General features: G+C 73.1%; 26 protein-coding genes. 6 read left to right on the top strand and 20 right to left on the bottom strand.

The window, feature by feature from the left end; genetic code table 11:
- The first annotated feature begins 20 nt into the window (after nt 1–20).
- Complete coding sequence (locus ABZ873_RS06565) at nt 21–1,424, top strand: MFS transporter (protein WP_360866131.1); 1,404 nt, start codon at nt 21–23, stop codon at nt 1,422–1,424.
- Between the two features lie 314 nt (nt 1,425–1,738).
- The gene (locus ABZ873_RS06560) at nt 1,739–2,113 is read left to right on the top strand and encodes an RNA polymerase-binding protein RbpA (protein WP_007262928.1); all 375 of its coding nucleotides are present in this window, start codon (nt 1,739–1,741) and stop codon (nt 2,111–2,113) included.
- Nucleotides 2,114–2,212: 99 nt separating this feature from the next.
- On the opposite strand, the gene fxsA is transcribed toward ABZ873_RS06560, so the two are convergent.
- The 4 genes from fxsA to ABZ873_RS06540 all read right to left on the bottom strand — a co-directional run bounded on the left by fxsA (nt 2,213) and on the right by ABZ873_RS06540 (nt 6,182).
- Complete coding sequence (fxsA, locus tag ABZ873_RS06555; RefSeq protein ID WP_360866127.1) at nt 2,213–2,806, bottom strand: FxsA family membrane protein; 594 nt, start codon at nt 2,804–2,806, stop codon at nt 2,213–2,215.
- 60 nt (nt 2,807–2,866) lie between these two features.
- A complete protein-coding gene (locus ABZ873_RS06550; protein WP_360866124.1) occupies nt 2,867–3,712 on the bottom strand; it encodes a polyprenol monophosphomannose synthase in 846 nt (281 codons plus the stop codon).
- Between the two features lie 330 nt (nt 3,713–4,042).
- Nucleotides 4,043–5,671 carry an amidohydrolase gene (locus tag ABZ873_RS06545; protein WP_360866122.1) on the bottom strand — a complete coding sequence of 543 codons (1,629 nt, stop codon included), beginning with the start codon at nt 5,669–5,671 and terminating at the stop codon, nt 4,043–4,045.
- A gap of 70 nt (nt 5,672–5,741) precedes the next feature.
- Nucleotides 5,742–6,182 (bottom strand): Lrp/AsnC family transcriptional regulator, encoded by a 441-nt coding sequence (locus tag ABZ873_RS06540; protein ID WP_030774701.1) that lies wholly within the window; start codon nt 6,180–6,182, stop codon nt 5,742–5,744.
- A gap of 217 nt (nt 6,183–6,399) precedes the next feature.
- Between ABZ873_RS06540 and ABZ873_RS06535 the strand changes: the two genes are divergently transcribed.
- Nucleotides 6,400–6,870: a hypothetical protein gene (locus ABZ873_RS06535; protein WP_360866119.1), complete on the top strand. Its 471-nt coding sequence runs from the start codon at nt 6,400–6,402 to the stop codon at nt 6,868–6,870.
- 93 nt (nt 6,871–6,963) lie between these two features.
- Here the strand turns inward: ABZ873_RS06535 and ABZ873_RS06530 are convergent, their stop codons facing one another.
- Both ABZ873_RS06530 and ABZ873_RS06525 read right to left on the bottom strand, forming a co-directional pair.
- The gene (locus tag ABZ873_RS06530) at nt 6,964–8,055 is read right to left on the bottom strand and encodes a phosphotransferase family protein (RefSeq protein WP_360866116.1); all 1,092 of its coding nucleotides are present in this window, start codon (nt 8,053–8,055) and stop codon (nt 6,964–6,966) included.
- A 29-nt stretch (nt 8,056–8,084) separates the two neighbouring features.
- Nucleotides 8,085–9,233, bottom strand: a complete 1,149-nt coding sequence (locus ABZ873_RS06525) for a hypothetical protein (protein WP_360866114.1) — start codon at nt 9,231–9,233, stop codon at nt 8,085–8,087.
- A 985-nt stretch (nt 9,234–10,218) separates the two neighbouring features.
- Here ABZ873_RS06525 and ABZ873_RS06520 point away from each other — a divergent pair.
- Nucleotides 10,219–10,422, top strand: coding sequence for a hypothetical protein (locus tag ABZ873_RS06520; protein ID WP_360866111.1), 204 nt, complete (start codon nt 10,219–10,221; stop codon nt 10,420–10,422).
- Between the two features lie 4 nt (nt 10,423–10,426).
- On the opposite strand, the gene ABZ873_RS06515 is transcribed toward ABZ873_RS06520, so the two are convergent.
- The 4 genes from ABZ873_RS06515 to ABZ873_RS06500 form a co-directional block, all read right to left on the bottom strand.
- Nucleotides 10,427–11,599: an acyl-CoA dehydrogenase family protein gene (locus tag ABZ873_RS06515; RefSeq protein ID WP_360866108.1), complete on the bottom strand. Its 1,173-nt coding sequence runs from the start codon at nt 11,597–11,599 to the stop codon at nt 10,427–10,429.
- Nucleotides 11,600–11,894: 295 nt separating this feature from the next.
- Nucleotides 11,895–12,047 carry an SCO1431 family membrane protein gene (locus ABZ873_RS06510; RefSeq protein WP_360866105.1) on the bottom strand — a complete coding sequence of 51 codons (153 nt, stop codon included), beginning with the start codon at nt 12,045–12,047 and terminating at the stop codon, nt 11,895–11,897.
- Nucleotides 12,048–12,213: 166 nt separating this feature from the next.
- Nucleotides 12,214–12,642, bottom strand: a complete 429-nt coding sequence (locus ABZ873_RS06505; RefSeq protein ID WP_360866102.1) for an SPW repeat protein — start codon at nt 12,640–12,642, stop codon at nt 12,214–12,216.
- Nucleotides 12,643–12,797: 155 nt separating this feature from the next.
- Entirely contained in the window at nt 12,798–14,165 is a 1,368-nt protein-coding gene (locus tag ABZ873_RS06500) for a peptidase C39 family protein (RefSeq protein WP_360866099.1), read from the bottom strand.
- A gap of 199 nt (nt 14,166–14,364) precedes the next feature.
- Between ABZ873_RS06500 and ABZ873_RS06495 the strand changes: the two genes are divergently transcribed.
- A complete protein-coding gene (locus ABZ873_RS06495; protein ID WP_360866176.1) occupies nt 14,365–14,973 on the top strand; it encodes a hypothetical protein in 609 nt (202 codons plus the stop codon).
- A gap of 390 nt (nt 14,974–15,363) precedes the next feature.
- Complete coding sequence (locus ABZ873_RS06490) at nt 15,364–17,295, top strand: AAA family ATPase (protein WP_360866096.1); 1,932 nt, start codon at nt 15,364–15,366, stop codon at nt 17,293–17,295.
- Between the two features lie 119 nt (nt 17,296–17,414).
- Here ABZ873_RS06490 and ABZ873_RS06485 read toward each other — a convergent pair whose 3' ends face one another.
- The 10 genes from ABZ873_RS06485 to ribD all read right to left on the bottom strand — a co-directional run bounded on the left by ABZ873_RS06485 (nt 17,415) and on the right by ribD (nt 26,236).
- Nucleotides 17,415–18,458, bottom strand: a complete 1,044-nt coding sequence (locus ABZ873_RS06485; protein WP_360866093.1) for a hemolysin family protein — start codon at nt 18,456–18,458, stop codon at nt 17,415–17,417.
- Nucleotides 18,455–19,891: a hemolysin family protein gene (locus ABZ873_RS06480; protein ID WP_360866090.1), complete on the bottom strand. Its 1,437-nt coding sequence runs from the start codon at nt 19,889–19,891 to the stop codon at nt 18,455–18,457. Before ABZ873_RS06480 ends, ABZ873_RS06485 begins: the two co-directional genes overlap by 4 nt.
- Nucleotides 19,892–20,091: 200 nt before the next feature.
- Nucleotides 20,092–20,556: a PH domain-containing protein gene (locus tag ABZ873_RS06475; RefSeq protein WP_360866088.1), complete on the bottom strand. Its 465-nt coding sequence runs from the start codon at nt 20,554–20,556 to the stop codon at nt 20,092–20,094.
- 72 nt (nt 20,557–20,628) lie between these two features.
- Nucleotides 20,629–21,477, bottom strand: coding sequence for an ATP phosphoribosyltransferase (hisG, locus tag ABZ873_RS06470; protein WP_360866085.1), 849 nt, complete (start codon nt 21,475–21,477; stop codon nt 20,629–20,631).
- Between the two features lie 113 nt (nt 21,478–21,590).
- Nucleotides 21,591–21,872, bottom strand: coding sequence for a phosphoribosyl-ATP diphosphatase (locus ABZ873_RS06465; RefSeq protein WP_360866082.1), 282 nt, complete (start codon nt 21,870–21,872; stop codon nt 21,591–21,593).
- An 84-nt stretch (nt 21,873–21,956) separates the two neighbouring features.
- A complete protein-coding gene (gene ribH / locus ABZ873_RS06460; protein ID WP_007262951.1) occupies nt 21,957–22,442 on the bottom strand; it encodes a 6,7-dimethyl-8-ribityllumazine synthase in 486 nt (161 codons plus the stop codon).
- Nucleotides 22,443–22,521: 79 nt separating this feature from the next.
- Complete coding sequence (locus ABZ873_RS06455) at nt 22,522–23,811, bottom strand: bifunctional 3,4-dihydroxy-2-butanone-4-phosphate synthase/GTP cyclohydrolase II (RefSeq protein WP_360866079.1); 1,290 nt, start codon at nt 23,809–23,811, stop codon at nt 22,522–22,524.
- Complete coding sequence (locus tag ABZ873_RS06450) at nt 23,808–24,461, bottom strand: nicotinamide mononucleotide transporter family protein (RefSeq protein ID WP_360866076.1); 654 nt, start codon at nt 24,459–24,461, stop codon at nt 23,808–23,810. The genes ABZ873_RS06455 and ABZ873_RS06450 overlap by 4 nt, the downstream gene beginning before the upstream one ends.
- A complete protein-coding gene (locus ABZ873_RS06445) occupies nt 24,458–25,081 on the bottom strand; it encodes a riboflavin synthase (protein WP_360866073.1) in 624 nt (207 codons plus the stop codon). The genes ABZ873_RS06450 and ABZ873_RS06445 overlap by 4 nt, the downstream gene beginning before the upstream one ends.
- Nucleotides 25,082–26,236, bottom strand: a complete 1,155-nt coding sequence (ribD, locus tag ABZ873_RS06440; protein ID WP_360866070.1) for a bifunctional diaminohydroxyphosphoribosylaminopyrimidine deaminase/5-amino-6-(5-phosphoribosylamino)uracil reductase RibD — start codon at nt 26,234–26,236, stop codon at nt 25,082–25,084.
- Between the last annotated feature and the right edge of the window lie 51 nt (nt 26,237–26,287).

Below are 26,287 nucleotides of genomic sequence, written 5' to 3'. Positions count from 1 at the left end.
GAACAGCGGGGGGACACCGGGTGAGTGCGGACCACACCAGCAGGACCGGGGAAGCGGAACCGGGCGCCGGGGACGGCGGAGCCGCGGCGGCCGTCACCACCGAAGCGGCGGCGGAACGCAAGCGGGAGCAGCGCGGCTGGTACTTCTACGACTTCGCCGTGTCGGTGTACTCGGCGAGCGTGCTCACCGTGTTCCTCGGGCCGTACCTGACCTCGGTGGCCAAGGCCGCGGCGGACGCCGAGGGCTTCGTGCACCCGCTGGGCATACCGGTGCGGGCCGGGTCCTTCTTCGCGTACACGGTGTCGGCCTCGGTGATCCTCGCCGTGCTGCTGATGCCGCTGGCGGGGGCGGTCGCGGACCGGACGGGCCGCAAGAAGCCGCTGCTGGCGGCGGCCGCCTACCTGGGCGCGGCGGCGACGACGGGCATGTTCTTCCTGGACGGTGAGCGCTATCTGCTGGGCGGGCTGCTGCTGATCGTGGCGAACGCCTCGCTGTCCGTCTCGATGGTGCTGTACAACGCCTACCTGCCGCAGATCTCCACCCCGGACGAGCGGGACACCGTCTCCTCGCGCGGCTGGGCCTTCGGCTACACCGCCGGGTCCGTGATGCTCGTCCTGAACCTGGCCCTCTACCTGGGCCACGACACCTTCGGTGTCTCCGAGGGCATGGCGGTGCGGATCTGCCTGGCGGCCTCCGGGCTGTGGTGGGGCGCCTTCGCGGTGATCCCGCTGCGCAGGCTGCGGGACCGGGCCGTGGTCCGGGAGCCGGGCGCCGCTCCGGCCGTGAGCGGCTGGAAGCAGCTCATCGCCACCTTCAAGGACATGCGGCGCTATCCGCTGACCCTGTCGTTCCTGCTGGCGTACCTGATCTACAACGACGGCGTGCAGACGGTGATCAGCCAGGCGTCGGTCTACGGCTCGGAGGAGCTGGAGCTGGAGCAGTCCACGCTGATCGGGGCGGTGCTGCTGGTGCAGGTGCTGGCGGTGGGCGGCGCGCTGGGCATGGGCCGGCTGGCGCGGATCTACGGTGCCAAGCGGACGATCCTGGGCTCGCTGGCCGCGTGGGCGGTGACCCTCGCGGTGGGCTACTTCCTGCCGGCCCGCACGCCCCTGTGGTTCTTCGCGCTCGCGGCGATGATCGGGCTGGTGCTGGGCGGTAGCCAGGCGCTGTCGCGCTCGCTGTTCTCGCACCTGGTGCCCGCGGGCAAGGAGGCCGAGTACTTCTCCGCCTACGAGATGAGCGACCGCGGGCTGAGCTGGGTGGGGCCGCTGGTCTTCGGCCTGACCTACCAGCTGACCGGAAGCTACCGGGACGCGATCATCTCGCTGGTCGTGTTCTTCGCACTGGGGTTCCTGCTGCTGGCGCGAGTGCCGGTGCGGCGCGCGGTGGAGGCGGCGGGCAATCCTGTACCGGAACGCATCTGAGACGGGGGGTGGCGGCCGGGACCGGTCCGGATCCATGAACGAATTCCGAACGGATTTAGACGTTGAAGCGATGGGCCGGTAGTGTACGCCTTTGGCCTGCCAGGCGGACCGTTACTGCGCGCTCAAGAAGCGTGGACGTTGGGTGACATCTGCTGCCAGATGTGACAAAACGGGCACTGGTGGGTACAACAAGGGGCGGCACGACGGGCGACGCACGACCGGAGCGGGAATCTATACCGCCGACCGGACGTTGACCGGATGACGACGACAGCGACACCTGTCCTGTGGGCGACAAAGCCCGGGAGGCACGATTCATGAGTGAGCGAGCTCTCCGCGGTACGCGCCTCGTGGTTACCAGCTACGAGACGGACCGCGGCATCGATCTGGCCCCGCGCCAGGCGGTGGAGTACGCATGCCAGAACGGACATCGATTTGAGATGCCGTTCTCGGTTGAGGCAGAGATTCCGCCGGAGTGGGAGTGCAAGGCGTGCGGCGCCATGGCACTCCTGGTGGACGGGGACGGGCCCGAGGAGAAGAAGGGCAAGCCCGCGCGAACGCACTGGGACATGCTCATGGAGCGACGCACTCGCGAGGAGCTGGAGGAAGTGCTGGCCGAAAGGCTGGCGGTCCTGCGCTCCGGCGCCATGAACATTGCCGTGCATCCGCGGGACAGCCGCAAGTCCGCCTGACACCCGGACACCGCACGAAGCCGAGGGGCCCCGCCACATCAGTGGCGGGGCCCCTCGGCGTGCCCTCCCCCGCCACCGAGGTGGCGGGGTACCGGGTTGTTACGGGGCCAGCGGCGGGCGGTACGTCGTGTCCGGGCCCTGCGGCCCGGCCGGCCGGTCCTCGCGGATGACCTCGCCCTGGACGATCTTGCCGTCGGGCTGGTGGATACGGGCCTGCTGGAAGGCGTCACCGAAGCTTCCGGCGGGCGCCGCGGCCATCTTCCGCTCCAGCGAGCGGGTGAAGCGGCGCGAGACCCAGGACCGGACGGGCGGGAGCAGCAGGAGCAGACCGGCCGCGTCGGAGAGCAGGCCGGGCAGCATCAGCAGCAGGCCGGCCAGCATCGTGAGGCCGTTGCCCTGCCCGGGCTGCTGCGGGGTGGGATGCTCGCCCTGCTGGGCCCGCTGGAAGGTCTCGGTCAGGTTCTTGAAGGCCCGCCGCCCGGCGCGCTTGATCACCACCGCGCCGAGGACGATCCCGCCGATGACCAGAGCGGCCACGGTCAGCCCGCCGGCCGCCGACGCGACCAGGCCGAGCAGCCAGATCTCCAGGATCAGCCAGGCGGCGACCGCCAGGGGGAGGAAGGTACGGGCGGTCGAGCGCCGCCGGGGGGCCGTCGAGCTGCCCGTCCGCAGGGATCCAGTGCCGGTCGTCATACCCTCCAGTGTGCCTGGGACCGCGTAAAAGCGGCCTCAGCCGGAGGTACCGGACAGCCCCTAGGGGTGGCTCTGGTCCTTGGCGTCGCCGGTGGTCTTGGAGTCGCCCGCGTCCTTGGCGTGGCCCGGCTCCTTGGCGTGACCCGCGTCCTTGCCCAGCAGCTTGGCCGCCTGGGTCTTGAGGCCCCACTGGGTGACCCGCCACAGGGCCTCCACCACGATGTCCTTGCTCATCTTGCTGTCGCCGAACTCCCGCTCGACGAACGTGATGGGCACCTCCACCACCCGGTAGCCCTTCGCCACCGCCCGGCGCGCCAGGTCGACCTGGAAGCAGTACCCGGCGGAGGCCACCTCGTCCAGGCCCAGACCCTCCAGCGTTTCCCGGCGGAAGGCCCGGTAGCCGCCGGTCACGTCCCGGATCGGGACGTCCAGCATCAGCCGCGAGTAGGTCGAGCCGCCGCGCGAGAGGAATTCCCGGCTCTTGGGCCAGTTGACCACCCGGCCGCCCGGCACCCAGCGGGAGCCCAGCACCAGGTCGGCGCCGGCCAGGGCGGTGAGCAGCCGGGGCAGCTCCTCCGGCTGGTGGGAGCCGTCGGCGTCCATCTCCACGACGACGCCGTAGCCGGCCTCCAGGGCCCAGACGAAGCCCGCCAGGTAGGCGGCGCCCAGCCCCTCCTTGCCCTGGCGGTGCAGGACGTGCACGTGGTCGTCGCCGGCCGCCAGCTCGTCGGCGAGCTTGCCGGTGCCGTCGGGGCTGTTGTCGTCGGCGACGAGGACGTGGGCCTCGGGGACGGCCGCCCGGACACGGCCGACGATCAGCCCGATGTTCTCCGCCTCGTTGTAGGTCGGAATGATCACCAAGGCTGTTCCGAGCGGCCCGTAGGTCCGCTGTCCGCCGTCGCTCACTGAGTCCCCTTTGTGCTCTTGCACGTCCTGTACGTCCGGTCGCAGGGAATGACTCTAGAACATCGGCCACCGCCGCCCCCGGCGGTGCGGGTGATCGGGCCCCGCGGTCCTTCGGGCCGGCCGGACGCCCGCTGGCTGCGGGGCGCCGTGACCGTTGTCTACTGGACCGCCGGGCACCGACCTGGGGCCACCCGCCGCCCGGTGAAACCTTCCCTCGCCCCCTAGGCGCGGGCGCGCTGAGCAGACGGATCCGTCCGGCACGACGTCCGTGGTGGACCCGGCCGAACCTATCCGGGTCCGGCCGCCCGCACCGAACCGAGGCCGACCGGATCACCCCTGTGGGCGTACGAATACCTCCCGGCCGCCGACGACCGTGGCGAGGCACACCGGCAGGGCCGAACCGGGGGTCAGGTCGGGCAGCCCGGGGGTGCCCGAGCGCGGATCGGTGGACCAGCGGGCCACCCGGTCGTCGGGCGCCTGGACGATCAGCTCGCCCGTCTCCCAGACCGCGTAGTCGGCCGGGGCGCCGGGGACGAGGACACCCGCGTCGTCGCGGCCCAGCGCACGCCAGCCGCCCCGGGTGTGCGCGGTGAAGGCGGCCCGTACGGAGACGCGGTGCTCGGGCGTCCGGTGGAAGGCCGCCGCGCGCACGGTCCCCCAGGGGTCGAGCGGGGTGACCGGGGCGTCCGAGCCGAAGGCCAGCGGGACACCGGCCTTGAGCAGGGCCGCGTACGGGTTGAGGGTGCGGGCGCGCTCCGCGCCGAGCCGGTCGGCGTACATGCCGTCCGCGCCGCCCCAGGCCGCGTCGAAGGCGGGCTGCACGGAGGCGGTCAGGCCCAGCTCCGCGAAGGCGGCGATGGTGGCCGGGGTCATCATCTCGGCGTGCTCCACCCGGTGCCGGGCGGCCCGGATCCGGGCCAGGCCGACCTTCTCGGCCGCCGCCCGCACGCCCTCGACGACCGCGGTGATCGCTGCGTCTCCGATCGCGTGGAAACCGGCCTGCAGCCCCTCCTCCGTACAGGCCGCGACATGCTCGGCGACGGCGAGGGCGTCCAGGTACTCGGTCCCCGTGTGCGCGGCGTCCGCGTACGGGGCGTGCAGGCACGCGGTGTGCGAGCCGAGCGCGCCGTCCACGAAGAGGTCACCGGCGGCGCCCACGGCGCCCAGCTCCAGGGCCAGGGCCAGGTCGCGGTCCGCCCAGTAGCCGAAGACGCGCGGGCCGGGCCGTTCGGCGGCCAGCGCGAGCAGGCCCGTGAAGTCCTCCGCGGAGGAGATGTCCGGGCCGCCGCACTCGTGCACGGAGCCGATCCCGAGGGAGGCGGCCCGGTCCAGGGCCGCCCGCTGGGCCTCGGCGCGCTGGGCCGAGGTGACCGCAGCCAGGGCGGCCCGCCGTACGGCGTGGTGGTCGTCGGCGGTCAGCGGCCGGTCGCCCACGGGCCGCACGCCCGGGACCAGGTCGAGCAGGGCCGTCGTGACCACGGCCGAGTGCACGTCCACGCGGCTGAGGTAGAGGGGACGGCCGCCCGCCGCCTCGTCCAGCTCGGCGCGGAGCGGGGCCCGGCGCTCGGGCCAGCGGGCGGCGTCCCAGCCGTGCCCGAGCAGTACCCGGTCCCCGGGGCGGCCCGCGGCGTAGGCCCGTACGAGATCCAGCGCGGCGCCGAGGGACGGCGCTCCGGAGAGGTCCAGGCCGGTGAGGGCCAGACCGGTGGAGGTGGTGTGCACGTGGGCGTCGGTGAAGGCGGGCGTCACCAGCGCGCCCCCGAGGTCGACGACCTCGTCGACCCCCTGCGCGAAGGCGTCGGCCGCGCCCTCGGAACCGACCCAGGCGATATGGCCGCGCTCGACGACCATCGCCGTGGCGAAGGGGTCGGCGGGGCTGTGGACCTCGCCCCCGCGGAGGAGGACGGTCCTGGTCGGTGCTCCGGCGGCTTCGGCGGAGTGGGCGGTGCGGTCAGTCATGCCGACCAGTGTCCCGCGTGGCCCCGGCCCCTCCGACCGCCGGGTCCCCCGCGGTGGCGGGGGCGGGGGTTCAGACGCGGGGCGGGCGGGCCTCGTAGGGGGTGGAGAGCACGACCGTGGTGCGGGTCGCGACGTGGGCGAGGGCGCGCAGCCGGCCGAGCAGGTCCTCCAGCTCCAGCGGGGTGGCCACCCGTACCTTGAGGATGTAGTTCTCGTCGCCCGCGACGCTGTGGCACGCCTCGATCTCGGGGACGCCGGACAGCCGCTCGGCGATGTCGTCCGGGGCGCTCGGGTCGAAGGGCTTGACCGAGATGAATGCGGTCAGCGGCAGGCCCACGGCCTCCGGGTCGACCACGGCTGCGTAGCCGCGGATCACCCCGCGCTGCTCCAGTCGGCGTACCCGCTGATGGACTGCCGACGTGGACAGTCCCGTGGCCTTGCCCAGATCCGTGTAGCTCATCCGCCCGTCCCGCACGAGCAGATCCACGATCTGGCGGTCCAGCTCCTCCATTGCGCTCATAGCCGCACAACTTACGGCCCAACGGCACCTCAGGCACAGTGCTGTCCGCCCACTGGAGGCATCTGCGGCAGGCATGTGACGAAGGCCACAGGGGTATGCAGGTGGAGGCTGGTCTCTTGTGGTTACTCGTGACCCTCGACGGGAAGTGGTTGCTGTGGCCGAGGCCCAAGACTTTGCCCGCCCGGCCCACCCAAGGGGGAGTACATCCATGCCGAATACCACGCGCGCCGGTCGCACCGAACCGGAGCCTCTCGAACCGCTCGCGTCCGGGGACGACACCTACCCGGACGACGGTGAATACCTCGACGACAGCGAGGCGTTCGAGATCCACCACGCGACCTGCCCCGACTGCGGCCAGTCGATCGCCCTCGTCGCCGACGAGGAGTTCCTGCCGCAGCACGCGCTCTGCCTCACCCCGTGGAACCCCTTCGGCCTCACCGTCTGCGCGGGCACCGGCCGTCCCGCCACCGACGCACTGCCGACCGTCGGCGCGTTCGCCCCGCTGGAGACGCCGGACCTCGACACCCTCCTGATCCGGGCCCTGCCCCAGGGACTGGACTGGCGTACGCAGCCGTTCTCGCACGTCGGCGGGCCGGGCTCGCGCCCGATCCGCGTGGTGCGCCCGCTCCTGCCGCAGCCGCAGACGCATACGCGCCGGGAACACGCCCAGGCCGCCTGACGGTTGCCGGGGCCCACTCCCCCGGCGACCCTCCTGCCCTGTTCCCGCCGTTCCATTCCCTGTACGGCGTTTTGCGCGCATCTGCCGCTACGGCTACCAGTACGTCCCCTCCACCATGGCGGCGAGGCTGGCGTGGTGGAGGATCAGGCTGTCCGGGTCGGCGGGGACCTCGACCTCGCCGAAGTACGCCTGCCGGTAGGCGATGCGCAGCATCACGACGGCATGCCGCAGGGCCGCGTAGAGCGTGTGGAACTCCATGTCGCGCGGGGTGTGGCCGGTCAGTTGGGCGTACCGCGCCTCCAGGTCCTCGCGGCGCAGGAAGTCCGGCAGTCCGGGCTGGCCGAAGCCGACGGTGAGGTCCTGGAAGAAGCGGTGCAGATAGACCGTCCAGCCGAGGTCCACCTCGCGCGGGGCGTACGCCGCCATCTCCCAGTCCAGTACGGCCACCGGCGTGAACCCGTCGTAGACGATGTTGCCGATACGGGCGTCGCCCCAGGTGAGGACGGCGGGGCCCTCGTCCGCCGGCCACAGCTCCTCCAGCCGGCCGAAGGCCCGCTCGATGAGCGGTGAGCGGGCGAGACCGCGCACCACCCAGGCGTAGTAGGCGTGTTGGGCCTCGACATGCCGCCGCAGCGGGGTCCCCTCACCCTCGGGGAGCAGGAACTCGGCTTCCTCAGCGGGGAATTGGTCGTGCAGCCGGGCCAGCAGCGCGATGCTCGCCTCCTGCAGCGCGGCGCGCTCGGCGTCGGTGGCGGCGTGCAGCCAGTTGCCCTCGTACGTATAGGGCATGACATCGGGCGGTACGCGGCCCTCGGCGCGCTCCATCACGAAGAACGGCGCGCCCAGCGGCCCCGGATCCTCCTCCAGCCACCGCACACGGGGGACGGGCAGGTCCGTGTGGGCCGCGACCAGGCTCATCACGCGGTGCTGGCGGGGCATGTCGTAGGCGGGGAAGACGGTGTAGGCGGCCGGGTCGGCGGCGAGCCGCAGCGCGCAGGCGCGCAGCGGGGTGTCCGGGTGCTCGATGTCGAAGAGCAGGGTATCGCTGGACATCCCGTTCGAGGCGGGCACGGAGACGTTGGTGACCCGCGCGCCGGGGAGGCGTTCCCCGAGCCAGGCGGCGAGCCGGCGCCCGAGCTCGTCGGGCTCACGGGTGGAGGTCCGCGGACGGGGAGCGGTTGCCATGAATACCCCTTCTGGTGGGCCGCGTTGACCTATTGGGCGACGGAGGAGTAGTCGGCGAATCCGCTCGGGTCGTGGCGGCCGAAGCTGCCGTGCTCGAAGATCCCGTGGCCGGTGCGCCCGTCGAGCGTGAACCGGGCCGAGTGGTCGGTGACGCCGAAGGCGGCCATGGGGTGGGCCGCCGGGTCGGAGAGGTCGTAGACGCGCCGGTCGGTCCAGCCGCGCCCCTGCCAGGTGCCGTGCTGCCAGTCCGCGGCCGGGGGGTAGCCGGCGCCGACGGCGAGGGGGGAGGAGTTCAGGATCTCCACGCCCAGCTCCAGGGGCTTGCGGGAGGGGTCGGTGAGGTGGACCACGGCGCGCTCGGGGTGGCGGGTGCCGGGGCGGTAGCGGATGTCGGTGTGCGGCCAGCCGAGTTGCACGTCGTTGCGGCCACTGCCCTCGGGGAAGACCTGGAGGGCGTCGTTCAGGGTGCGGTGCCCGTCGGCGTCCTCCTGGACGAGCACCATGACGAAGCGGTCCTCGAAGCGGACGGGGATCCAGAGCCAGTGGAACCCCTCGGGCCGGTACTCCTCGGCCGCCCGGCCGCCGTCCTCACCGGGAATCGGCCGCACGCCCCAGCTCCGGTCCCGCGTGCCGGTCCACTCCCCCGCCGTGAGCACGAACTCCTCGCCGCGCGCCCGGATCCAGCCGGTGACCCCGCCCGCCTGGACGAACCGCCGCCCTTCCAGGATCAGCCGGCCCCCGCGCCGCTGGGTGTGGTGCGGCTCCCAGACGGCGGGGAACTCGCCGGTCCAGGTGATGTCGTACGAGAGCCCGCGCGGGTCGACCGGATCGGCCGCGCAGCGAAGGCGGAACCGCCGGAGCGGCGCCTCGACGCCGACGGACAACGGGCCCACGGGCGGGACGCCCAGCTGCTCCATCCGCGCGTCCCCCAGCGCATCGGACGCCCGCACGGCGAGCAGCTCGTCACCGAGCCGGAGGGTGGCGTAGGCATCGATGACGCCGGCGTTGGGATAGACACCGAGCCCGAGGATGAGGAGGGCCCGACCGGCGTGATCGAAGACGTGAAAGATGCACCGGTCGTAGGCGTTCCGGTCACCGCTGACGACGTGCTTCATGGACAGCGGGGCCTGGTGGATGGGGTACTCGTCGAGCGCGACGGGGCGGTCGGGGGGTGGCATGGGGGCTCCTGGGTCGGCCGACGGCATCGAGTATGACGGTACGTCAGAAACGCGTTGCGCGGCCAGAGTTGTGGCACGTTCTGACGGACAGGCATGACGTGCCGGGGCGCCTGCGGGGGTGGCGGGATGCACGGGGGCGGCATCACAGTGACGTTCGGGGGTTTCGACGGACTTCCGGCGCCCGTGCCCGCAGTCGCCGTCTCGGAGAGGCCCCAAGAATGCGGTGGCGGCTTATGCCCAGCCACAGGGGCTCGCGGACGCCGTCTCAGCGAACGGATCTCGCGCGTAGGGCATGGACCAGCCCCGAACAGGCCGCTGACGCGATCGACCGGAGCCCGTAGCGATTAATGGCGGCTTATGTCCAGCCACAAGCCGCCCGCTGGCGCCGTCCGACAGGAGCACGCAGCGAAATGAGGCGGCTTATGTCCAGCCCCAAATCACCCGCTGTCGCCGTCTCGGAGGAGCGCGTAGCGATTGATGGCGGCTTATGTACGGCCCAGGACGACCGGCAGACGCTGAGCCGACGGCAGCGCGTAGCGTTCAGACGCGCCCCGGGCTTCGCCCGGACGGCCGGGCCGCCCCGAGGGTCCTTCGTCCCCCCGGCCCGTTCCTTCGGGGGTTTCCCGGCAGTCTTTCGGATTTCCGTGGCGGGACGGTCGGTCAAGGGTGGCCGTAGGCCATCGCGCAGCGACGCGACCGAAGGGAGCGCCCTTGAGGGACCGGCCCGACACGGAGAGACGATAGGACTGACGGGAAACCCCCGAACATCACCGTGATGCCGCCCCCGCAGCTCCCGCCCCCGGGTACCCCTCGAACGGATCACCGGGGTGGGCGGACGTTACCCCGCGCCCGCCCCGCCCGTTGCTTCGGTATGAGCACGCTTCAGTCTTCTGCCGGCCGGCGGCGGCGGGTCGGTGGGTCGGGTTGCGAAGAATCGGTTCAGCGGGGGTATCAGCGCGAGGGATACCGGGAGGCCGCGCCTCCCGTGGCTCCCGCACCCCACGCACCCCCCACGGCCCCCACAGCCCCCGCTCCCCCCTCCGCACCGCCCGCCGATCCGCCGATCTACCGGGAGCTGCTGGCCCGGTGGGCGGATGCCGGGCTCACGCTGCCCGGGCGGCGGGATCCGGAGTGGGCGCGGGTGATGTCCTCCCCCGTCTGGCCCACCACCGGCAGCGGGCTGTACTGAGCCGTCAGCGGGTCTCCGGGCCCGCCAGGTGGCGGGCGATGACCATGCGCTGGATCTGGTTCGTGCCCTCCACGATCTGGAGCACCTTCGCCTCGCGCATCAGCCGCTCGACGGGGAAGTCCGCCGTGTAGCCGTACCCGCCCAGGACCTGCACCGCGTCCGTGGTGACGGACATCGCCGCGTCCGTGCAGAAGAGCTTGGCCATGGCCGCCTGCCGGGAGAACGGCTTGCCCGCGTCCCGCAGCCGCGCCGCCGCGAGGTACAGCGAACGGCCCGCCTCGATCTTGGTGGCCATGTCGGCCAGCATGAAGCGCAGCCCCTGGAAGTCCGCGATGGGGTGCCCGAACTGCTTGCGGTCCAGGGCGTAGGCGAGGGCCTCGTCCAGCGCGGCCTGGGCCACGCCGATGGCGCAGGCGGCGATGCCGAGGCGTCCCGCGTCGAGTGCGGCCAGGGCGATGGAGAAGCCCTGCCCCTCCTCGCCGATGCGGCGGGAGTCGGGTACACGTACGCCGTCGAAGTGCAGCTGGGCGGTGGGCGAGCCCTTCATGCCCATCTTCTTCTCCGGCACCGCCGCCGTCAGACCCTCGGCGTCGCCGGGGACCAGGAACGCGGTGATGCCCTTGGGGCCCTCGACGCCGGTGCGGGCGAGGACGGTGTAGAAGTCGGCGACCCCACCGTGGGTGATCCACGCCTTGGTGCCCGTGATGAGCCAGTCGTCGCCGTCGCGGACCGCCTTGGTGGTGAGCGACGCGGCGTCCGAGCCCGCAGCAGGCTCGGAGAGGCAGTACGCGCCGAGCAGGCCGCCGCCGAGCATGTCCGGCAGGTGCGCGGCCTGCTGCTCCTTGGTGCCGTAGCCGCCGAGGCCGTGGCAGGCGAGGGAGTGCACGCTGACGCCGAGGCCGACGGTCAGGCGGGCCGCGGCCAGCTCCTCCAGGACCTGGAGGTAGACCTCGTACGGCTGGTCGCCGCCGCCGAATTCACCGGGGTACGGGAGCCCCAGCAGGCCCGCCTCGGAGAGCAGGGTGAAAACCTCCCGGGGGAACCGGCCGGCGTCCTCCTCCTCGGCGGCCCGGGGGCGGATCTCCCGCTCGGCGATGTCGCGTACGAGGGCGAGGAGGTCGCGGGACTCCTCGGTGGGCAGCTGTCGGTCCACCGTCTGCGGGGCGCGGTCGGTCATGGCGGCGCTCTCCTCCATCTCGGGCACGGCGGCGACGCGCGAGGTGTGGGACGCGCCGCCGGGTCTCGGGCTCTGTGCAGCCGTTGCCGCCCCTCCCGGATCACGGAAGGGGCTGTTCAGCGGCTGCGGCGGCTTGAGTATGCCCGATCAGGGGCGTCCCGTCACCGGGGCAAGATCACCGACGTCGTCGAACCGTTCTGCGGGATCCGGAGGTGCCGGGCACTCCGGGACGAACCCCGCACTCCAGGGTGGTGCCTCGCGCGGCGGGGGGCCAGCCCGCGGACCGGCCCGTGGCTCAGAAGAGGCCGGCCTGGGTGACGAACATGGCCACCACGACCACGAGGGTCCAGCCGAGCACGTGCTCCAGCCAGGAGGAGTCGTCCTTGGGGCCCCCGGTACGGATGAGGTCCCCGGCGGAGGCGGTGGGCGCGGCGGCGTCGGCAGTCATGGCGTCCAATGTGCCAGCGTTTGCACCCTTCGGGTAGAGACGCGGGTCACGGGTGGCGGGGCTCACACGGCGAAGGCCGCCGCCGGAGGGTCCGGCGGCGGCAGTGGACGGGAGAGCCTTGGGCCGGGGCGGGCTCGGACCGGGACGGGCCCGGACCGGGGCGGCCTCAGACGCGGCGGTCGCGGCGGTTCGCCATGCCCGCCATGGCCAGGCCCAGGCAGAGGGCGACCGCGCCGGCGATCACATTGCTGATCACCGTGCGGGTCGTGTCCATCTCACCGGCGATGGCCCACGGGGCGATGATCGTCCAGGCTCCGAGGACGACCGCCGTCCACGCCATCGCGTGGGTGCGCTCGTAGGCGGAGCCGAGACCGCCCATGCACAGGCAGAAGGCCAGGCCGACGATCAGGTTGTTGACGGCCAGCGGCGTCAGGGTGCTGAATCCCGCGATCCAGGGCGAGGCCGCCAGGTACAGGCCCGTGATCAGGGCCAGTGCCTCGACCGCCTGGGCGGCGGGGGTGGTGGTCACCCGCTCGAACCGAGTGCGCATCTCGGCGAGGTCGGGGTGGTGCTCGATGCTGGGATGGGTCGTCATGGCCGGCCGCCTCCTGTGAGAAGCCTTTATCTGCCATTTACTCCCTAATGTTCCGCCTTCTCCTGCCTCCCGGTCAACGCCGGAATGCCCGGTTTTTCACCGCGTGCACCCCGGCCCGCCCGCACCGCACCTCACCTCACCGCATCCACAGCACCTCACAGCACCCCGACGCTCCGCAGCGCCGCGAGCTGGGCGGCCCCCGGCCGCGCGGGCCCGTAGAGGTAGCAGATCCCGCCGCTGCCCGAGGCGGTCTTGCCGCCGGCGGCCTGGCGCTTGGTGCGCAGCCAGATCGTCTCCCACTCGGCCCGCTTGTAGACCCGCCGCACCGAGGGGTTGTCGGGCGAGTTGGGGTCGTTGGCGATCACGTCCCCGGCGGCGGTGAAGCCGATGACGGTCATCAGGTGGCCCGCCGTTCCGTAGCCCGCGCCCGTCAGCTCCTCCTGGCGGAAGGACTGGGAGGTGATGACCGGGATGCCCGCCGCGATCAGCGTCTCCAGGTCGGTCAGGGAGCCGAGGCGGGTGACGAGCCCGCCGAGGCCGCGGTAGGTGGCGGCGTAGGCGGCGTTGAAGGGCCAGTTCCCGCAGCCCTTGTACGCGGCGTCGTAGGTGGAGCGGGCCGCGTGGCAGACCTGCGGGTCGGAGTAGCGGCTGTCGACCCAGGCCAGGTCGGTGGCGTCGGCCCTGCCGCCCCAGAACTCGACGACCATCTGGGAGGAGGTGGGGCTGCACCACGCCTCGCCGCCGTTGTCGTACTGCGGGTACCGGCCGGCGTGGATCTCCTGCGAGTAGCGCGGCACGGCGAGTTCGCGGGCGGCCCCGGAGGGCGTGGAGGCGGGGACGGTGAACCGGTCGGGCACGTCGGAGGCCATCGCCCCGGCCAGCCATACGGTCGGTCCGGCGGCCGCGCCGGGCTTGCGGTGGAGGGTCAGCCGCAGCTGCCAGGCGGCGAGGCGCAGGCCCCCGGCCGCGGCGGCGGGGTCGAGGGCGAGGGTGTCGGTCCAGACGGTGGACCTGCCGTCGCTCTGGCCGTCGACGGAGGTGCGCCGGATGTCGGCCTCGCCGGAGGCCCATCGCGCCATGGTGTACCAGGGGGTGGCGGTGCCGTCGGTGTAGGTGCCGCGCAGTTCGATCCGGATCCAGCTTCCGGCCGGGGTACGGGCGTTCCAGGAGGCGATGGCCTCGGTGGCGGGCACGGTGGAGCGGTGGAGGGGGGAGGTCCAGGTGGCGTACTCCCAGGTGGCCCTGCGGCCGGTGTGCGGGTCGGCGTACTCGGTGCGGCCGACGGCCGAGGCCATCTCCAGGCCGGGCCGGGTCCCGCCGACGGCGGTGGTGCCCTGGTGGGTGCCGGCCGCCCAGTGGCCGTAGGAGTACCAGAAGCGGTTGTCGACGGTACGTCCGGACGCGCGCGCGGCGGTGGCCGCGGCGGCCCGGGTCCCGCCGCCGGGGACGGTGGCGGCGGTGGCCGCGGTGGCGGCCGCGAGCGCGGCGACGAGTACGGCCCGGCGGGGCGTGGGTGCGGTCATCGCGGGGTTCCCCCAGGTGGGTCGGCGCTTCGGGTGGCCTCACCCTTCCAGTTCCCGGGGGCCGGAGGCCGAACCTCGGGGTCGTGTCGGGCCTGTCTACGCTGGTCGGGTGGAGCCGCACCCGTCACGTGAGTCCCTTGAGCCCTCTGAGCACCCTGAGCGGCTTGAGCACCCTGAGCCCCTTGAGTCCCTTGAGCCCCTGGCCCGGGAGCTCGCCGCCCTGCCGCCCTCGCTGGGCCCGGTCCGCCTGATCGCGGTGGACGGGCACGCCGGATCGGGCAAGAGCACCTTCGCGGGCCGCCTCGCGGAGGCGCTGGGCGGTGCGCCCGTACTGCACCTGGACGATGTGGCCAGCCATGCCGAGCTGTTCGGCTGGGAGGAGCGGCTGCGCGCGCAGGTGCTGGAGCCGCTGGCCGCGGGCCGGCCCGCGCACTGGGCCCCGTACGACTGGGTGGAGCGGCGGTTCGGGGCGCGGCGGGTGCTGGAGCCGGCGCCGGTGGTGCTGATCGAGGGGGTCGGGGCCGGGCGGCGGGTGCTGCGCCCGTGGCTGGCGCGGCTGCTGTGGATGGAGACGCCGCGGGCGGAGTCCTGGCTGCGAGGGCGAAACCGGGACGGGCGCGAACTGTCCGACTTCTGGGACGAATGGGAGCGCGCCGAGCGCGCGCACTTCTCCCGTGACCCTTCGCGCCCCTTCGCCGACATCCTGGTACGCCAGAGCGGTACGGGATACGAGTGGTCTTCCGGGGCCGGTGGGACCTCCGCGACCCCGCCTCCGGTGACGGAGGGTGACGGCCTCCCCCGGGCCTGAGCCGTCCTGGAACGGGCCTCCAGCGGGCCTCCGCCGACCCGCTTGACCGGGGACCGGCGGCGGCCTTACGTTCTCCGTGCACGGCCCGCACAGGCCGTAGCGGACATGAAGCCCCCGATTGTTCCCCCGTGATCGGGGGCTTCGTGCTGTCCGCGCCCTGCTCCGGCCGGCCCTTTCCGCGGGCCCGCCACTCCCCCGTTCTTCACGCTGAGTCACCGACGCGGGCCGGGGCGCACGTCCGATCCGGCTCCTCCGCGCCCTACGTATGGTGCGAAAGCGCAGGTACGATGCAGCCCTGATTTCAGCGACGCCAGTCGGGGGCACCGGGCAACTCGCGCGCTCGAAGCGGGTATTGCCACGCACCACGGGGGCAGGCTTCTGGGGGACGTGATGGATTTCGGCACGCCGGGCAGCATGCACGCCCCGGCCGAACTCGCCTGGCTGCGCGGGGTCGACGCCTGCACCATGGGCGCCTATCCGCAGGCGGAGGAGGAGTTCCGGGCGGCCGTACGGCTCGATCCCTCCATGGCCGATGCCTGGCTGGGCCTGCACGCGCTCCGGGTGGACACCGGGACCGCGTTATTGCGCATGTACGCGCACCGGGACCGCTTCGGCGAGCAGCGCACCCGGCACCGCCGGACGCTGAACTCCTGGTACTGGCTGGGCTGGTGGGTGCAGCCGGTGCTGGAGAACCGGCGGGATCTGCTGCTCGCCCACGCCTCGCACTGGCTGGACGGCCGGCACGTGCCGGAGCTGGACCAGGCGCTGGCCGCGCTGCCGCCCGTGGACACCGACCCGCAGGTCCGCTTCCTGCACGCGTGCCGGGCGTATCTGGTCAAGGACTGGGAGCAGCTGGTCCGGCACACCGAGCCGCTGGTGAACGATCCGCTGCTGGGCATCGAGTCGGGGCTGTTCGGCGGGATGGCGCGGGTCCGGCTGGAGATGTACGGGCAGGCGGAGCCGATGCTGTCGGCGGCGCTGATGCGCTGCCGGAGCGAGCAGCCGCAGCGCAAAGAGCTGCGGTACTGGCTGGCGCGGGCGCACGAGGGCACCGGGCGCAGCGCGGCGGCGCTGCCGCTGTACCGGGCGGTGCACCGGGTGGATCCCTCGTTCATGGACACGGCGGCGCGGCTGACGGCCATCGAGGACAGCGACGACACCGACGGGATGGCCGATCTGGCGGGCCTGGCCGGTTACGGCGGCTACGGGGGCTACGCGGGCCACGGCCCCGCCCCCGTCGGCGGGGACCTCGCGGCGGTCGCCCTCGGCGGGGGCCCGCCGGGCGGCGCCGGGCTCGTCCCGGACCTGGCGGAGCAGGGGCCGGTGGAGCCGGGCCCGCTGGCGCCGCCTTCGGCGGGCCGGGCGGAGGGGGTCCGGCGGAAGACGGCGGTGCCGCAGCAGGGCGCGCCGGAGGGGCTGCCGGCCGGGCCGGCGGATCCGGCGGCGCTCGCGGAGGCGCTGGCGGAGCTGGAGCGGATGGTGGGCCTGGAGCCGGTCAAGCGGCAGGTGAAGGCGCTGTCGGCGCAGCTGCACATGGCGCGGCTGCGGGCGGGTCAGGGGCTTCCGGTGCAGCCGCCGAAACGGCACTTCGTGTTCTCGGGCCCGTCGGGTACGGGCAAGACCACGGTGGCCCGAATCCTGGGCCGGGTCTTCTACGCGCTGGGCCTGCTCGGCGGGGACCATCTGGTGGAGGCCCAACGGGCCGATCTGGTGGGCGAGTTCCTGGGCCAGACGGCCGTGAAGGCGAACGAGCTGATCGATTCCGCGATCGGCGGTGTGCTCTTCGTCGACGAGGCGTACTCGCTGTCCAACTCGGGCTACAGCAAGGGCGACGCGTACGGGGACGAGGCCCTGCAGGTGCTCCTCAAGCGGGCCGAGGACAACCGGGACCGCCTGGTGGTGATCCTCGCGGGCTATCCGGCGGGCATGGACCGGCTGCTGGCGGCGAATCCGGGGCTGTCCTCGCGGTTCACGACCCGGGTGGACTTCCCGAGCTACCGCCCGCTGGAGCTGACCGCGATCGGCGGGGTGCTCGCGGACGCGAACGGCGACCGGTGGGACGAGGAGGCCCTGGAGGAGCTGCGCAGCATCAGCGGGCATGTGGTGGAGCAGGGCTGGATCGACGAGCTGGGCAACGGCCGCTTCCTGCGCACGCTGTACGAGAAGAGCTGCGCGTACCGGGACCTGCGGCTGGCGGGCTTCGCGGGCGAGCCCTCGCGGGACGACCTGGCCACGCTGCGGCTGCCGGATCTGATGCAGGCGTACGGGGAGGTCCTGTCGGGCCGGGGGCCGCAGGAACGGCCGGATCCCCCGGCGCTGTGACGGTCCCGCGTGACGCCGGTCCCGGATCGGGCCCGGTTCGGGCCCGGTTCAGGTCCCGGGCGGGCCCCAGGTCGGGTCCCGGGGTCCGGCGTCACGCGGTGGTGATCAGCTGGCTGTGCTCACGCGCCCCGTACGTACGCCCGGTGCGCCGGGTCGCGGACCTCGCCGACCAGCATCTCCAGGACGTCCTCCAGGGCGACCAGTCCGAGGACCCGGCCGCCCGGATCCGCGACCTGGGCCAGATGGGTGGCGTCCCGGCGCATGACGCCGAGGGCGTCGTCCAGCGGGACAGTGGAGCACAGGGTGGTCATCCGGCGCCAGACCCGCTGGGGCACGGCCCGCTCCCGGTCCTCCAGGTCGAGTACGTCCTTCACGTGCAGGTAGCCCATGAAGGCGCCGCTGTCCGCGCGGACGGGGAAACGGGAGTAGCCGGTGCGCACGGTGAGCTGTTCGATCTGGCGCGGGGTGACGGCGGGACCGACGGTGACCAGGCGGTCCCGGTCGAGGAGCACGTCGGTGACGGGGCGGCTGCCCAGTTCCAGCGCGTCCTCCAGCCGTTCCTGCTCGACCGGTTCCAGCAGTCCGGCCTGCCGGGAGTCCTTGAGGAGCCGGCCCAGCTGGCTGGAGGTGTAGACGGCCTCGACCTCGTCCTTGGGCTCGACCTTGAACAGCTTGAGGACGAGCTTGGCGCAGGCCCCGAGGCCGGTGGTGACCGGCCCGCACACGCGGGCGAAGGCCACCAGGCCGGGGCTGAACCACAGGGCGGTCCGCTCGGGGGCGGCCATGGCGAGGTTCTTGGGGACCATCTCGCCGATGACCAGGTGGAGGAAGACCACGGCGGCCAGCGCGAGGGCGTAGCCGAGGGGGTGGATCAGGCCCTCCGGGACGTGGGCGGCGTGGAAGACGGGCTCCAGCAGCCGGGCCACGGTGGGTTCGGCGACCGCGCCGAGGGTGAGGGAGCAGATGGTGATGCCGAACTGTGCGGCGGCCATCATGCGCGGCAGGTTCTCCAGCCCGTGGAGGACCTGCCGGGCCCGCTTGGACCCGGCGGCGAGGGGTTCGATCTGGCTGCGGCGTACGGAGACCAGGGCGAACTCGGCGCCGACGAAGAAGCCGTTGGCGAGGACGAGCAGCAGGGCGAAGAGCAGCTGGAGGGCGTTCACCGCGCGGCCCCTTCCAGCTCGGCCCGCTGCGGGACCGGTGTGGCGGTGTCAGGACCGGAGGCGAAGCCCGCGGGAGCCTGCGCGGGGGCGGTGGCGGGCCGGGAGCCGCCTGCGGCGGGCACGGCCGTGAGCCGGACCAGCCGGACCCGTTCCGCCCGGTTGCGGCCGACCCTGCGGACGGACAGCTTCCAGCCGGGCAGGTCGGCGCGGTCCCCGGGGGCGGGGATGCGGCCGAGGAGGTCGGCGACGAGCCCCGCGACGGTCTCGTAGGGTCCCTCGGGCACCTCCAGACCTATCCGGCGCAGGGTCTGGACGCGGCAGCTGCCGTCGGCCTCCCAGGAGGGGCGGCCGTCCTCGGCGGGTACGGCGGCCAGTTCGGGGACGGCGTCCTCGGCGAGGTCGTGCTCGTCGCGGACCTCCCCGACCAGCTCTTCCACGATGTCCTCCAGGGTGACCACCCCGGCGGTGCCGCCGTACTCGTCGACGACCACGGCCATCGGCTGCTCGCTGCGCAGCCGCTCCAGCAGCGGCTGCACCGGCAGGGAGCCGGGCACCAGCAGCGGGGGCACGCAGATCCGGCCGACGCTGACGCGGTCGCGCTCGGACTCGGTGACGGCGAGGGCGTCCTTGAGGTGGACGACGCCGGTGACCTCGTCGATGCGTTCGCGGTAGACCGGGAAGCGGGACAGGCCGGTGGCGCGGGTCAGGTTGAGCACGTCGGCGGCGGTGGCCGTGTGCTGGAGGGCGCTGACCCTGACCCGGGGGGTCATGACGTGCTGGGCCGTCAGCTCACCGAGGGAGAGGGTCCGTACGAAGAGGTCGGCGGTGTCCTGTTCGAGGGCGCCGGCCTGGGCCGAATGGCGGACCAGGGAGACCAGTTCGCCGGGGGTGCGGGCGGAGGCCATCTCCTCCGTGGGCTCCACGCCGAGCGCCCGCACGAGGCGGTTGGCGACGGCGTTGAGCCCGGCGATGACCGGCCGGAACAGGCGTGAGAAGGCGTGCTGGGGGCCGGCGACGAAGCGGGCCACCTGGAGCGGCCGGGAGACCGCCCAGTTCTTCGGGACGAGCTCGCCGACGACCATCTGGACGGCGGAGGCGAGCAGCATGCCGATGACGACGGCGACGCCGGAGACGGCTCCCTCCGGCAGGCCGGTGGCCGCGAGCGGCCCCGACAGCAGGGCCGCGAGGGCGGGCTCGGCGAGCATGCCGACCACGAGGGAGGTGAGGGTGATGCCGAGCTGGGTGCCGGAGAGCTGGAAGGACAGCTCCCGAAGGGCCCTGACCACCGTACGGGCACGGCGGTCTCCGTCGGCTGCGGCGCGCTCCGCCTCGGGGCGTTCCACGGTGACGAGGCCGAACTCGGCCGCCACGAAGAAGCCGTTGGCGAGGATCAGGGCGAATGCCGCCAGGAGCAGGAGTAGCGGGATGGTCATGCCGCCGCCTCCGTGGGGAGGGCGGCGCGGATATTACCGGACGATCCGTCCATTGCTGGAGGGAGTCACTCCTCGAGTAGCAGGTGCCCGCGGGCCTCGGGGTCCCGGGGCCGGTGGGCGGGGCGCACGGCGGTGCCCCGCCACCAGGGTAGTCACTGGCCTCGCGGCCGCAACGGTACGCGGCGGCGCGGGGCGTCCGCTCAGCGGTCGTTCGTCCCGGTTCCGCGGGTTTCGGCGAGGGTGCGCAGGGCGCGCGCGTCGCGGATGGCCTGCTGCTTGGCCACGCCGGGCTGGATGCCGAGGGCGGGCAGGCTGGTGCCGTCGCTGAGGTCGAGGAACACCCACGGGTCGCCGGGGCGCAGGTTGACCCGGAGGATCTGGGCCCAGGCCAGGCGGCGGGTGTTGGTGAGGTTGACGACGGTGACGCCGTCCTCGTCCGCGACCACCTTGGGGCGGCTGAGCAGGACGAGTACGGAGCTCAGCAGGACGGCGACGAGGACGAAGCTGATCCGCTCACCGGGCTGCAGGCGCTCCAGCAGGACGGCGATGCCGGTGATGGTGGCGAACATGACGGCGCCCACGCCCAGCAGGACGGCCCGGGTGCGGGTCGGCCGGAAGGTGACCGGCAGGGTGGGCGTGGCGGGCGGGGCGGCGGACTCGGCCATGATGCGGTGCCTTCTGGAGGGGCGTGCGGGGCGGGGGCGGCGCGCCGGTCGGGCGCGCCGTCCGCGCGGGGTCTAGAGGCGGCAGGCGTGGATCGAGGTGGTGAGGATCGCGCGCGCGCCGAGTTCGTACAGGTCGTCCATGATCCGCTGGGCCTCCTTGGCCGGGACCATGGCGCGGACCGCGACCCAGCCCTCGTTGTGCAGCGGGGAGACGGTCGGGGACTCCAGGCCGGGGGTGAGGGCGACGGCGCGCTCCAGGTGCTCGGCGCGGCAGTCGTAGTCCATCATCACGTAGCTGCGGGCCACCAGGACGCCCTGGAGGCGGCGCAGGAACTGCTGGACCTGCGGGTCCTCGGCGTCGGCGCCGTTGCCGCGGATGACGACGGCCTCGGAGGTGAGGATCGGCTCGCCGATGACCTCCAGGCCGGCGTTGCGCAGGCTGGTGCCGGTCTCGACGACGTCCGCGATGATCTGGGCGACGCCGAGCTGGATGGCGGTCTCGACCGCGCCGTCCAGGTGGACGACGGAGGCGTCGATGCCGTGGTCCGCGAGGTGCTTGGCGACGATCCCCTCGTACGAGGTGGCGATCGTCATGCCGGTGAAGTCCTCGGGGCCCTTCGCGGTGCCGGGGGTGGTGGCGTAGCGGAAGGTGGAGCGGCCGAAGTTCAGCGGCAGGATCTCCTCGGCGCCGGCGCCGGAGTCGAGGAGGAGGTCGCGGCCGGTGATGCCGATGTCGAGCCGGCCGGTGGACACGTAGATCGCGATGTCCTTGGGGCGGAGGTAGAAGAACTCCACCTCGTTCTCGGGGTCGACGACCACGAGTTCCTTGGACTCCTTGCGCATCCGGTAGCCGGCCTCATGGAGCATCGCCGACGCCGGTCCGGAGAGTGAACCCTTGTTGGGGACGGCGATGCGCAGCATGGGGCTTCCTTTGAGGCGTGGAGTGCGTGGAATGCGTGGAATGCGTGAGGTACGGATACTTCGGGGACTGCGGGTGCGGGCGGGGCCTGGGCCCGCGGCCCGCCGCCGGGTGTCTAGAGGTGGGCGTAGACGTCGTCGAGGGAGATCCCGCGCGCGACCATCATCACCTGGACGTGGTACAGCAGCTGGGAGATCTCCTCGGCGGCGGCTTCCTTGCCCTCGTACTCGGCGGCCATCCAGACCTCGGCGGCCTCCTCGACGACCTTCTTGCCGATGGCATGGACGCCCTTGCCCACCAGCTCGGCGGTGCGGGAGGTGGTGGGGTCGCCGGTGGCGGCCTTGTGCTGGAGCTCGGTGAAGAGCTCCTCGAAGGTCTTGGAGGTCTTGTTCGCCATGATGTCCTTAGAGTACGGGCTGACCCGGGCACCCCGGTGCCGGGGTTCACTCCTTGGACTCCTTGCGCATCCGGGGCGGAGGGTCTAGCGCCAGGGCTCGCTGACGGTGCGCAGGGTCATGGCGGTGGAGACGGCGGCGGTGACCGCTTCGTGGCCCTTGTCCTCGTTCGAGCCCTCAAGACCGGCGCGGTCGAGCGCCTGCTCGTCGTTGTCGCAGGTGAGGACGCCGAAGCCGACGGGTACGCCGGTGTCGATGGAGACCTGGACCAGGCCCTGGGTGACGCCCTGGCAGACGTAGTCGAAGTGCGGGGTGCCGCCGCGGATGACCACGCCGAGGGCGACGATCGCGTCGTAGCCGCGGCCCGCCAGGACCTTGGCGACGACCGGGAGCTCGAAGCTGCCGGGGACGCGGAGCAGGGTGGGCTCGTCGATGCCCAGCTCGTGCAGGGCCCGCAGGGCTCCGTCGACCAGTCCGTCCATGACCTTCTCGTGCCACTGGGCAGCGATCACGGCGACCCGGAGGTCTCCGCAGTTCTTCACGCTCAGTTCGGGTGCGCCCTTGCCGCTCACAGCTCTGCTCCTCGGTGGTTCGTGGATGTACGTACGGGTGGTGGTGCGTACGGATGGTGCTACGGGTGGTGGTGCGTGCCTACTGGTTGCCGCAGGCGGAGGTGGTCACGGGCCCGTCCAGCCAGGGCAGGTCGTGGCCCATCCGGTCCCGCTTGGTGCGCAGGTAGCGCAGATTGTGCTCGCCCGCCTCGACCGGCATGGACTCCCGGCTGCTGACGGTGATGCCGTGTCGCGCGAGGGCGTCGGACTTCTCGGGGTTGTTGGTCATCAGGCGGACGCTGCGCACGCCGAGGTCGGCGAGGATCTGCGCGCCGGCGGCGTAGTCGCGGGCGTCGGCGGGCAGGCCGAGTTCCAGGTTGGCGTCGAGGGTGTCGCGGCCGCGCTCCTGGAGTTCGTACGCGCGCAGCTTGGACAGCAGCCCGATGCCGCGGCCCTCGTGGCCGCGGAGGTAGACGACGACGCCCCGGCCCTCGGCCTTGATGCGTTCCATGGAGGCGTGCAGCTGGGGGCCGCAGTCGCAGCGCTGGGAGGCGAAGATGTCGCCGGTGAGGCATTCGGAGTGCACGCGCACCAGGATGCCCTCGCCGTCGCCGATCTCCCCGTGGACGAGGGCGACGTGCTCGACGCCGTCGACGGTGGAGCGGTAGCCGTGCGCGGTGAACGCCCCGAAGGCGGTGGGCAGGCTGACCTCGGCCTCGCGGCGCACGGTGGGCTCGGCGGAGCGGCGGTAGGCGATCAGGTCCTCGATGGAGATGATCGTCAGGCCGTGCTTGCGGGCGAAGGGGATCAGCTCGGGCAGCCGCAGCATGACGCCGTCCTCGCCGGCGATCTCCACGATGGCGCCGGCCGGGCGCAGGCCCGCGAGGCGGGCGAGGTCGACGGCGGCCTCGGTGTGGCCGTTGCGGACGAGGACGCCGCCGGGCCGGGCGCGCAGCGGGAAGATGTGGCCGGGGCGGACGAAGTCGCCGGGGCCGCTGGCGCCGTCGGCAAGGAGGCGCAGGGTGGTGGCGCGGTCGGCGGCGGAGATGCCGGTGGAGACGCCGTGGGCGGCGCTCGCGTCGACGGAGACGGTGAAGGCGGTCTTCATCGACTCGGTGTTGTCCTGGACCATCTGCGGGAGTTCGAGCCGTTCCAGCTCGTCGCTCTCCATGGGGGCGCAGATCAGGCCGCGGCACTCGCTCATCATGAAGGCGATGATCTCGGGGGTGGCCTTCTCGGCGGCGATGACGAGGTCGCCCTCGTTCTCGCGGTCCTCGTCGTCGACGACGACGACGGGGCGGCCCGCGGCGATGTCGCGGATGGCCTGCTCGACCGGGTCGAGGCGGAAGGTCTCTTCGGGGATGTCGGGCACGGGCTTGAGGCTGGTCATGCCGCTGCTCCTTCGAGGGCCGGGGCGGTGTCGGTGCGGGAGCGCTGGTACCAGTCGTGGGCACCCCACAGCACGAGGGCGAAGTAGACGACGTAGACGAGGCCGGAGAAGGCCAGGCCGTTGCTGAAGGCGAGGGGGACGCCGACGAGGTCGACGAGGAGCCAGGCGAACCAGAACTCCACGAGGCCGCGGGCCTGGGCGACCATGGCGACGATGGTGCCGACGAAGATGTAGGCGTCGGCCCAGGGGCTCCAGGACAGCGAGGGGTAGAGGGTGAACAGGCCGCCGACGGCGAGGGTGCCGAGGGCGGCTCCGGCGAGGAGCAGGCCGCGTTCGGTCCAGGTGGCGGTGCGCACGGCGAGGGAGCCGTCCTGCGCCTGCCGGGCGCCGCGCCGCCAGCTGATCCAGCCGAAGACGGCCACGCCGATGACGAGGAGCTGCTTGCCGACGCCGCCCGCGAGGTGGGCGGAGGCGTAGGCGGCGATGAGGATCAGGCCGGAGAGCAGCTGGGCGGGCCAGGTCCACAGGGAGCGGCGCCAGCCGAGGGCGAGGGCGGCGAGGCCCATCAGGTTGCCGATCATGTCGGACCAGATGACCTTCTGGCCGAAGACGGTGAAGGCTTCGGCGTTGAGCCAGTCCAGGGCGCTCACCGGGTTTCTCCCGTCGCGTGCAGCGGGTCGACGCCGGCGGCGAGGAGGCGTTCGACGTACTTGGCGAGGACGTCGACCTCCAGGTTGACCGGGTCGCCGGGCTTCTTGATGCCGAGGGTGGTCAGGGCGAGGGTGGTGGGGATGAGGCTGATGGTGAACCAGTCGGCCGCGGCTTCGACCACGGTGAGGCTGACGCCGTCGACGGTGATGGAGCCCTTCTCCACGACATAGCGGGAGAGGTGGGCGGGCAGGGCGACCTTGACGAGTTCCCAGTGCTCGGAGGGGGTGCGGTCGAGGATCTCGCCGGTGCCGTCCACATGGCCCTGGACGAGGTGGCCGCCGAGGCGTCCGCCGAGGGCCATGGGGCGTTCCAGGTTGACGCGGGAGCCGGCGGTCAGGGCGCCGAGGCTGGAGCGGTTCAGGGTCTCCTGCATGACGTCGGCGGTGAACTCGCCGTCGGCGGTCTCCACGACGGTGAGGCAGACGCCGTTGACCGCGATCGAGTCGCCGTGCTTGGCGTCCTCGGTGACGACGGGGCCGCGCAGCCGGAAGCGGGAGGCTTCCGCCAGCTGCTCGACGGCGGTGACCTCGCCCAGTTCTTCGACGATTCCGGTGAACACTCAGTGCTCCTTGGGGGCTGTGGGGACGGGCGTCGTCGCGGGGACGGCGGTGATGCGCAGGTCGGTGCCGATGCGGTCGGTGGCGGTGATCCGCAGCCGGAGCGCTTCGGTGAGGGTGCCGATGCCGGCGTCGGCGAGGGCGGCGGGCCCGGCGCCGAGGAGGACGGGGGCGAGGTAGCCGACGACGGTGTCGACGGCTCCGGCGGCGACGAAGGCGCCGGCCAGGGTGGGGCCGCCTTCGAGGAGGACGGAGCGGACGCCGCGCCGGTGCAGTTCGGCGAGGAGGGCGCGGACGGAGAGGCCGCCGCCCTCGCGCGGCAGCCGGGCCAGGTCGCGGCCCGCGAGGTGGCGGGTGGCGGCGGCGTCGAGGTCGTCGGCGACGGCGATCAGGGTGGGCGCGGCCCCGTCCAGGACCCGGGCGCCGGGTGTGACGGTGGCCCGGGTGTCCAGGACCACGCGCAGCGGCTGGGTGGCGCCGTCGATGCCGCGGACGGCCAGGTGGGGGTCGTCGGCGCGCAGGGTCCCGGTGCCGACGACGACGGCGTCGGCCTCGGCGCGCAGCCGGTGGACGTCGGCGCGGGACTCGGCGCAGCTGATCCAGCGGCTGCTGCCGTCGGCGGCGGCGATCCGGCCGTCGAGGGTGGCGGCGTACTTCCACAGCACGTGGGGGCGGCCCAGGCGTACGGAGGTCAGCCAGGCGGTGTTCCCGGCCTCGGCCTCGTCGGCGAGGAGCCCGGCCGTGGTGGCGATCCCGGCGGCGCGCAGGGTGGCGCCGCCGCCGCTGGCCTGCGGGTTCGGGTCGGGGACGGCGTAGACCACGCGGGTGATCCCGGCCTCGGCGAGGGCTTGGGCGCAGGGGCCGGTGCGGCCGGTGTGGTTGCAGGGTTCGAGGGTGACGTACGCGGTGCCGCCACGGGCCGCTTCGCCGGCCGCGCGCAGGGCGTGGACCTCGGCGTGGGGGCCGCCGGCCCGCTGGTGCCAGCCCTCGCCGACGACGGCGCCGGAGGCGTCGGTGATGACGCAGCCGACGACGGGGTTGGGGCTGGTGTGGCCGAGGCCGCGGGCGGCGAGCGCGACGGCTCGGCGCATGGCGCGGGTGTCCGCGTCGGGTGCGGTCTGCGCGGCGTGGTGCGCCACCGGGTCCTCCTGCCTCATCGGGCACGGACTCCGGGGCCTGTCGGGATACGACAGATGGAGCGGAACAGC

The organism is Streptomyces sp. NPDC047014 (genome assembly GCF_040644195.1).
GTDB lineage: Bacteria > Actinomycetota > Actinomycetes > Streptomycetales > Streptomycetaceae > Streptomyces.
Note: the sequence above shows the minus strand (reverse complement) of the source record. Positions and strands in the feature narration are given on the sequence as shown.